Origin of the sequence: Tepidicaulis marinus, assembly GCF_000739695.1 — a bacterium.
GTDB classification, from domain to species: domain Bacteria; phylum Pseudomonadota; class Alphaproteobacteria; order Parvibaculales; family Parvibaculaceae; genus Tepidicaulis; species Tepidicaulis marinus.
Genome location: NZ_BBIO01000035.1, coordinates 1 through 7,825 on the forward strand (window position 1 = coordinate 1; position 7,825 = coordinate 7,825).

A 7,825-nucleotide genomic window follows, 5' to 3' on the forward strand; every position below is an offset into this window, starting at 1 on the left:
GGCCAGCAGTCCCTGCAGCTCGGCCGACAGCAACGCCTCGTCCCAGCTTCCGAGTTCCGTCAGCTTGTTGTCCGCGATGCGGTAGGCCCGGCGCTGCGCCTCGGTCAGATGACCGAGCACGATCACCGGCGCCTCGGTAAGCCCGAGCTGCGTGGCAGCCAGAACGCGGCCGTGGCCCGCGATCAGCTCCCCGTCCTCGGCCACGAGGCAGGGCACGGTCCAGCCGAACTCGGCCATGCTGGCGGCGATCTTGGCGACCTGGTCCGCGCCGTGCACCTTCGCGTTCCTGGCGTAGGGCTGGAGGCGCGAAAGCGGCCAGATCTCGATCCGCTCAGGGGCGAAGCTCAGCGTCATGGGTCGGATGGGTCCGTCGATCGAAGTGGACACCTGTGGTCCTGGACTCCGGAGGCCGCGCTGGACTCCGTGCGGGGTCCAGCGGGCGCGACGGGCGTCCGGCCATCAGGCGCGTGTTCGCTGGTGGTTTCTCGGGATCTGCGTGGATTCGGATGCCGGGTGGCTTCCCAAAAATCCGGCCCTGTCGCTGGCGATCCATCGCGCCTCGCCCGCCAGCATACGATTTCCGCCAGGAAGGACCCGCGAACTCGTGTGGAAGCGGGACCAAGGCCGCGACGCGCGCGCCTCTCCCGAGGATAGTCAAAAACCTAGCCCGATCCGCCGTTTATGTCCGTTCGAAAACTGTCCGGCGGACACCTTCCTCGCCATCGCTCAGCGCTGCGCCGCCCCAGCCAGCTCGATCACTTTGCGCTTCGAATAGCTGCGGTTGAGCCGCCGACCATTAAGCCGGAATGCGATCACGCAGAGCGCATAGAGCCAGTGCTCGTGCGCCGCCGACCGCTGCAATCCGACGGTCCAGCAGATGGTTTTCCATCGCTCGCCGTAGGCGCGCAGCCAGACGATCTTGCCGTCGATCGGATCGAGCCCCACCGTCCAGCTGAGCGTCTCCTCCATCCGGCCGATCGCGGCGGGTGACGGGATGACGCGCGTCGGCTTCGGCTCCTGTCCGACCTTGTCGGCGAAGCTATGGATGACCTCCGGCCAGACGCTGAAATATCCCTGCCGCCGGGGTTCGGGCAGGCGCTTGAGCACGAAGGCCGCTTCCGCGAGACGTTCCTCGACGAGGCTCGGTGTCCACTGGGTCATCGACGCGCCTCCTTCGCCTGATCGCGGTCGCCATAGAGCTTCTCGCCGAGTTGCCGGACGAGCTCACGCTCGGGCCAGGTCAGCCGGTCGTCATCGAGAGAGACCGCGAGGACACGCTGCTCGCGCCAGCCATCGCGCTTGACTTCATCGGGGGTGCGGCGCTGGCCGCCATATCCGCGTGGCGTCCACCTCACAGCACACCTCCCCGGGTCTCCATCGCCCAGAGCAGGATCGCGATCGCGTCGGCCTCGTTGTCGTCGGCGGGTTGGAACCCGCGCTGGCGCATCGCGGCGAGCACGGCATCCTTGCCGGCGTTGCCCTTGCCCGTGGCGAAGCGTTTGATGGTGCCGACAGGAACGCCCTGATAGGCGACGCCCTCACGCTCGCACCAAGCGGTCAACGTCGCCAGGAAACCGCCGTAGAGGTGGGCGGCGTCAGTGCCGATATGGCGCCGGACCTCCTCGAAATAGATCGCGGCCAACCCACCGCTGTCGTCGGCCAGTTGTTCGAGCCAGTGCTGGAAGCGCAGGTAGCGCATGCCGCCGCCGTCGAAGCGGCCGGAGCGGAAGCTGGCGGTTCCGCTGTGCACGATCCCGCCCGTCAGGCTCGCCCAGCCCGTGGTGGTGCCGAGATCCAGGGCGAGAATGGCGCCGCCCGCGGATGTCGAGATGACCGGGGCCGGATGGGGCGCGCTCTTGAGGAGGGGTGACGGGCACTGGCTCATGGTGGTGGGTCCTTCTCGTCTGATGTCGGTGAGGGGATGGACGGCACGGTGCCTGCGCGCGCGAAGCCCCTGGGGGTGGGAGTGGGAGAACCCGCTCGGCGCGGTTCTCCCCCACCCCCGAAGGGGGTGGCTTTCACCCCCACAACTTCGAGAGCGCAGCAACTCGTTGAATATTATGGAGAAATCGAAGTTGGGACGGCCCATGGCGTGGGTCGCGTTCCCAACTTGAATCTGCGAAAGGCCGCGCAGCGGAGCGCGCGGGAGCCAAGGTAGTTGGGACGAGCTTTCCCAACTTGAATGTGCGCGGGATGGCTCGGCGGTGCGCGGCGGCGCGAAAAGCAACGAAAGTAGTTGGGAAGCTGGCCGCCCAGCTCGCCGCAACTTGCCACAACTTGATTCTGCGTAAGTCCGCGTAATCGGGATGAGCTGGCGCATCACGAGGTCTCCTCCGTCTGATAGACCCAGACCAGGGGGTTCTCGACCGGCAGCGCCGCCCCGCTCTGTGGGCATTTGTAGGTGCTGGGAAGGACCGGGATCCGGACGGGCACGACCTCGCCGGTATCGGGGTCTGCCGTCTCTTCTCCGGTCGGGAACGTCATGCCCTCGACGCAGAGATAGCCGAACTTCGAACGCGAGGTTGGCAGACCGAACGGCGCGCCATCGCGAACGAACTTGATGAAACCCTTTGTGGCCAGCACGCTGATCCGCTCGCGGATTGTGTCCTTGCCGCCGAGCCCGGCCTGGTTCTCGAAGCTCTCGGCGAATTGCAGCGCGGTGTATAGCCGGCCGGCCTCGGCCTCATCGAAGAGCAGTTGAAGGATCACGTCGTGTTTGCGCGCGCGCTCGGCGTCGAGCTTCTCGCCGAACTCGCGACGCACGAGCCTTGTCTCCGAGCGATCGATCGCGATCCAGCGTCCGTCCGCCTTGTCGACGATCATCGGCTCGATGCCGGGGCCGTTGCGGAGCTCGAAATGCAGCATCCGCTCCGGTCGGTCCTCGTCGGGCCGGTGCATGATCACGCCGGAGGTGTAGAAGCTGCGGAGGCTGCCCGCGCCCGAGAGCGCCATGAACGGGTCCTCGACGAGCTGCTTCTTCGTGATCTTGCGGGTGTGATGGCAGAGGATCAGGCCGGCATCCGGGGCTACGGCGTCCCGCAGGGCCTCGACCCGCTCCTGCAGGAAGAAGAGCATCGCGGTGTTGTCGTTCTCCCCGCCGCCGTCCGGACCCCCATCGAAGAGATTGCGGATCGGGTCGATGCAGAGGATGTCGGGCGCGCCATGCCCGTAGTGGGCGCGAACCGCGGCGATGGTCAGGCCCACGCCGCCGGCGTCGAGCAGCATGCGGACCTTCGGCGTGGCGACGAGATTATCGCGCGCCGCGGCCAGGAGCGCCGGCTCGATCCGGATGGCCTGAAGGCGCTCCCGGAGGTAATGGTACTGGATCTCCGCCTGCAGATAGAAGATCCGAAGCGGCCGGCTTGGCGCAAAGCCGAGGAAGGGCACCCCCGCCGCCATGTGGACAAGCAGACTGATTAGGAAGTCGCTCTTGCCGACCTTGGGGGCGCCGCCGAGCACCAGCATCCCGCCAGGCGTCAGCAATCGCGGCGCGATGATGTCGTCGGGCATCGGGCTCACGTCGTCGAGCAGTGCGCCGAGCGTGAAAACCGGAAGCGCGGACATCGGCGGCACGGCGATCCTTTCGAGGGCCGGCCCATGGCGCTCTTCATGAAGCCGCCAGAGGCGCTGTGCTTCCGAGGCGAGACGTTCGAGCGGCCAGCTCGGACGGAGCTGGGCGGCGTTGTACTGGCAGATCGCCTCCCAAGCGTCGTCGCGGCTCATGCGGCCCTCATGCGCCATGCGGACGTAGTGGCCGATGGCGGCGCTCGCCCCCTGGAAGCGGGTCCAATCGTCCGATCCGCCTTCGCGGACCGGCGTCGTCAGGACATCGGTGATCGACGGCTTGTCGGTCGAGGGGCCTGGCTCGGATCCGACTCCGGCAAGCGGCGGCATGTCGGCGACTGCTTCCGCGAAGTCGCGCAGATGGACCTCGATCTGCGGGCTGTGGCGGCGGATGTTGACCAGGCGCTTGAACCCGCCCTTGTGATAGACCGAACCAGCCAGGCGGATCGGCTGGTGGGCCGATCGGAAATGCGTGTCGCCGCCGACCTTGACCGCGATGTCGCCGCGCAGCCGACAGAGAAGCGCGATGTCCTCGCCCTCGGCCGGTTCGCTCAAGCGCCACCAGACATGCAGCTTGTCGAGACCGTCCGGCGTCCGGCCGCCACTTTCGACGAGCAGTGTCGGGTCGCCGAGATGACGGACGAGGTGGTCAAGCTTGGCCGCAATGTCTCCGGCGTCGAGGTCGACCAGGACCGTCTGCATCTGCTGGACATCGGCGGCCTTGGCCTTGCCGGTCTCGGCGACCGTTCCCGGCACCACATAGAAGGCCGCCCCTTCGCGTGCTGCCCAACCGGCAAAGGAAACCGCCTTCTCCAGCAAACTGTCGTCGATCTCGATCCAGGCGTTGTGGGGTCGGCCGTCGATGCCTTGGCCCTTGTCCACAAACCCGCGCAGGGGCACCCAGCCCTCGCAGTAACCGAAGACGACGTCGAGAAAGACGGCGATCTGCTCTGGATCCGGCTCGATGTCGAACGGATCGGCCTGCGGCGCGGCGTCGTTGAAGTCGCGCCAGGCATCGAGGGAGATGACCTTGTTCCCGCTCATGCCGGCAACCCCCAGCAGCGTTCCGCCCACGGGCACATTCGGCACTCGTGGAAGTCACGGGTCGTGGCGATGCGCGGCAGCAGATCCCCTGCATCCGTCGCTTCAAGGATCCGCACGGCGCGATCGCTCATGCGTTGGGCGAGCCCCGCGTCGAACGGCACGAGTTCGTGGTGCAGTTCGGCGGTGTCCTTGTTGATGGCGGTGAAGAGCGCGGGATTGTCGGAGATGCCGGGGACCTGCGCTTCCATATAGGCTTGGTAGAGGGCGATCTGGGACGCGTAGACGGGCTTCGCGACAACCACGCCCTTGGCCACGGTCTTTCGCCAGTTCCTGGCGTTCATCGTCTTGCATTCCCAGAGCGCGGGAACGCCGATGCCCAGCAGCTGGGGTGCGGCGGCGATGATCCCATCGACATGACCGCGGATGCGGCCACCAGCGACCGAGAAGCCGAATTGCTCGCCGTCCGGACGGTTGCCCTTGCGGGTATAGAGATCGAACCCGGCACCGCGCAGCCAGCAGATGGCAAGATCTTCGAGCGCGTGTCCGATCTCGAAGATCCGCAGCGTCTGGCCGGAGAACTCCTGGCCCTCATCCTTCGGCGCGCCCGCGAACTCGAATTGCAGAGCGCGCTCACAGCCGTGTCCAAGGCGGGAGCCGCCGAGGTAGGTCCTGGGCGCAACCGCCGCGCGTTCAGCGGCGATCGCCTTGTCGATCACCGCATTGATGCGTTCGGCGCAGGTGGGGCGGTGGTTGTAGTCGAGCATCAGAACGGCACCTCCGCGTCGGCGTCGGCTGCCATGGCGTGCATGGCGTCCTGGAAGCCGCCGACGGCGACCTCGATGAGCGTGAGCACCTGCGCCTCCGTGAGGTCGGAGAAGCGCGCCTGCCAGCCGATTTCCTCCATGATCTCGGCGACCGGCTTCATGGCAGCGCGAATTGCCGCCTTCTCCTGTTCTGTGAGATCAACCATGGCCCAGCGCTCCCGCGCCAAGCGCGTCCAGAAGCCTTGGCAGGCCATCGAGCAGAACCAGACCGAGGGGCGCGGTTGCTTCGAGCGCACCGGGTCGAACCAGCCAAAGCCACGGGTGGGTCGCCGGCAGACAGCACAGAGCGTTCCACGCGGATGCCAGAGCCGCCGCCGGTCCTCGGCCGTGGTGGGGGAAACAGATGCCATGGCTCATGCCGCCCTCCCTATGGCTGCTTCGGGCGCGGCATCGGCCGCCCCAAAGACGAGGGAGCGGATGGCGTCGCGGTTGAAGCGAAAGGCCAGCAGCGCCGATGCCTGGTAGCGGGTGAGCCCGAAGTCCTGCCGGTAATCCGGCGGCAGGAAGGCGAGCTGCCGGTCGGTGGGCGGCTGGTTCAACCAGCGGCGCGTCTTGTGCGCGCTCTCGTCGCTCTCATGCTCGTTGAGCCAGTCGTCCGCCGCCGCGAGGCAGACAGTGCGCTCGCCCATCGCCAGCAGATGAGGCCGCTGCTTCTGCAGACCGCCGATGCCGTACCAGCGACCTTTCAGGAAGAAGACACCGCCCCAGGCATTGAAGCCGTTGGCGATGAGCGCGGCATCGTCGCCGAAGAGATCGCACCAGCGAAAACTCGATCGCTTCAGGAGGTCGATCTCGGACATCACGAAGTCGCCGAGCGGCGCTGCTTCGCCGCCTTCGGGACGCTCCCAGAGGTGCCCACACAGCGGGCATTCGATAGTGGCGAGCGGCACGATGGCGCCGCAGTCCGGGCAATCCTTGGTGGGCGCCTCGCCGGAGGGCTCGCGACCGTCCAGGTCGACGTCTTGCTCCAGCGATCCGTGCAGCAGGGTCGACGTGCCGAAATCGAGCACGATGCAGTCGGTTTTGATGATACCGGGATGCTCCTCGGGCGAGACCGTGCGCAGGCCGCGACCGACCATCTGGATCATGGTCGATTTGTAGGAGCTCGGCCGCAGCAGCACGACGCAGCCCGTCGGGGGATGATCCCAGCCCTCAGTAAGGACGGCGACATTGACGACGACCCGCAGCTCTCCAGCGGCGTAGGCGTCGAGGGTCGTCTTCCGGTTGGTATCGGCCATGTCGCCGTGGATCAGCCCGGCGGCGACACCGGCCGCGTTGAAAGCGGCGGTCACGTTGCGCGCGTGGTCCACGGTCGAGCAGAACACCACCGTCTGGCGCTCGCCCGCCTTTTCCCGCCAGTGGCGGATGACGGCGTCCGTGACCGGCGACCGGTTCATGATCGCGTCGACCTCGGCCATGTCGAAATCGTCGGCCGTGCGACGCACCTTGGTGAGCTGGTCCTGGACGCCGACATCGATCACGAAGGTGCGCGGCGGCACGAGATGGCCGGAGGCGATCAGTTCGCCGATCCGGATCTGATCGGCGACGTTGGAGAACACCGGGCGCAGACCGCGCTTGTCGCCCCGATTGGGCGTCGCGGTGACGCCGTAGACCCGGCACTCGGGATTGCGCTGCAGCGCGGCGTCGATGATGCGGCGATAGCTGTCGGCGGCCGCGTGGTGTGCCTCGTCGATCACCAGGAGGTCAAGCGCGGGCAGCTGGCCGAGATTACCGGCGCGCGCCAGCGTCGGCACCATCGCGAAGGTGACCTGCCCGTTCCAGGACTTCTCCTTCGCATCGACGACCGAAGTCGTGATACGGGGATTCACCCGGCCGAACTTACTCCGGTTCTGATCGGTCAGCTCGTCGCGGTGGGCGAGCACGCAGGCCTTGGCGCCCGTGCTCTTCGGGGTTTCGCCGACCATGCGACCGACGACGCCCGAGAGCATGATCGTCTTGCCGGCTCCGGTCGGGGCTACGCCGAGGGTGTTTCCGTGTTCGCCGAGCGCGCGGACGCTGCGCTCGACGAACTGCTTCTGGCGGGGACGCAGCAGCATGGCCGCCTCACTGCGCCCAAGACGGGCGCGTGCCCGCCGCCGGTGCTGAAGAGTGCGGCATGGAGGGCTGGGAAGGCTGAGCCTGCGGCTGCGGTGCCGCACCGGGCACGCCCATGAGGGCGGCATAGTCCTTGTGATCCGGCGTCACGGCTGCGCGGATCTCGTTTTTCTCCTCGCCGTTGGTGTCGGTGCCGATGTCGATCCGCGCCACGAACTCGAGGCCGTCGAGATCGGCAAAGCCGCTGATGCGACGCGCGGCCTGGGCCTGAGCGGACGTGTCCTTGTCCGAAATGCCGCGCGCGGAGTTGAGCATGCCGCGGATCAGGCTGCGGCCCA

General features: G+C 67.2%; 9 protein-coding genes. All 9 read right to left on the reverse strand.

Annotated elements, in window-relative coordinates; translation table 11 throughout:
* Nucleotides 1-354 (reverse strand): ParB/Srx family N-terminal domain-containing protein (locus M2A_RS16635; RefSeq protein ID WP_045449858.1); only part of this gene is annotated, 354 nt, incomplete at its 3' end.
* 372 nt (nt 355-726) lie between these two features.
* Entirely contained in the window at nt 727-1,161 is a 435-nt protein-coding gene (locus M2A_RS16640; protein ID WP_045449861.1) for a DUF6362 family protein, read from the reverse strand.
* On the reverse strand, nt 1,158-1,355 hold the full coding sequence (locus tag M2A_RS16645; RefSeq protein ID WP_045449863.1) for a hypothetical protein: 198 nt from the start codon (nt 1,353-1,355) through the stop codon (nt 1,158-1,160). The genes M2A_RS16640 and M2A_RS16645 overlap by 4 nt, the downstream gene beginning before the upstream one ends.
* Nucleotides 1,352-1,885, reverse strand: coding sequence for a crossover junction endodeoxyribonuclease RuvC (locus M2A_RS16650; RefSeq protein ID WP_045449864.1), 534 nt, complete (start codon nt 1,883-1,885; stop codon nt 1,352-1,354). Before M2A_RS16650 ends, M2A_RS16645 begins: the two co-directional genes overlap by 4 nt.
* A 434-nt stretch (nt 1,886-2,319) precedes the next feature.
* Entirely contained in the window at nt 2,320-4,608 is a 2,289-nt protein-coding gene (locus M2A_RS16655; RefSeq protein ID WP_045449868.1) for an AAA family ATPase, read from the reverse strand.
* Nucleotides 4,605-5,372, reverse strand: coding sequence for a PD-(D/E)XK nuclease family protein (locus tag M2A_RS16660; protein ID WP_045449865.1), 768 nt, complete (start codon nt 5,370-5,372; stop codon nt 4,605-4,607). Before M2A_RS16660 ends, M2A_RS16655 begins: the two co-directional genes overlap by 4 nt.
* Nucleotides 5,372-5,782 carry a DUF6511 domain-containing protein gene (locus M2A_RS18260; protein WP_197052979.1) on the reverse strand — a complete coding sequence of 137 codons (411 nt, stop codon included), beginning with the start codon at nt 5,780-5,782 and terminating at the stop codon, nt 5,372-5,374. The genes M2A_RS16660 and M2A_RS18260 overlap by 1 nt, the downstream gene beginning before the upstream one ends.
* A gap of 3 nt (nt 5,783-5,785) precedes the next feature.
* A complete protein-coding gene (locus tag M2A_RS16670; RefSeq protein WP_045449866.1) occupies nt 5,786-7,489 on the reverse strand; it encodes a DEAD/DEAH box helicase in 1,704 nt (567 codons plus the stop codon).
* 7 nt (nt 7,490-7,496) lie between these two features.
* Nucleotides 7,497-7,825 (reverse strand): hypothetical protein (locus M2A_RS18265; RefSeq protein ID WP_045449867.1); only part of this gene is annotated, 329 nt, incomplete at its 5' end.

Excerpts from the sequence above, each read along its gene's own strand:
- M2A_RS16640 (WP_045449861.1), bottom strand. The coding sequence starts at position 1,161 with ATGACCCAGTGGACACCGAGCCTCGTCGAGGAACGTCTCGCGGAAGCG.
- M2A_RS16650 (WP_045449864.1), bottom strand. The coding sequence starts at position 1,885 with ATGAGCCAGTGCCCGTCACCCCTCCTCAAGAGCGCGCCCCATCCGGCC.
- M2A_RS16655 (WP_045449868.1), bottom strand. The coding sequence starts at position 4,608 with ATGAGCGGGAACAAGGTCATCTCCCTCGATGCCTGGCGCGACTTCAAC.
- M2A_RS16660 (WP_045449865.1), bottom strand. The coding sequence starts at position 5,372 with ATGCTCGACTACAACCACCGCCCCACCTGCGCCGAACGCATCAATGCG.
- M2A_RS18260 (WP_197052979.1), bottom strand. The coding sequence starts at position 5,782 with ATGGCATCTGTTTCCCCCACCACGGCCGAGGACCGGCGGCGGCTCTGG.
- M2A_RS16670 (WP_045449866.1), bottom strand. The coding sequence starts at position 7,489 with ATGCTGCTGCGTCCCCGCCAGAAGCAGTTCGTCGAGCGCAGCGTCCGC.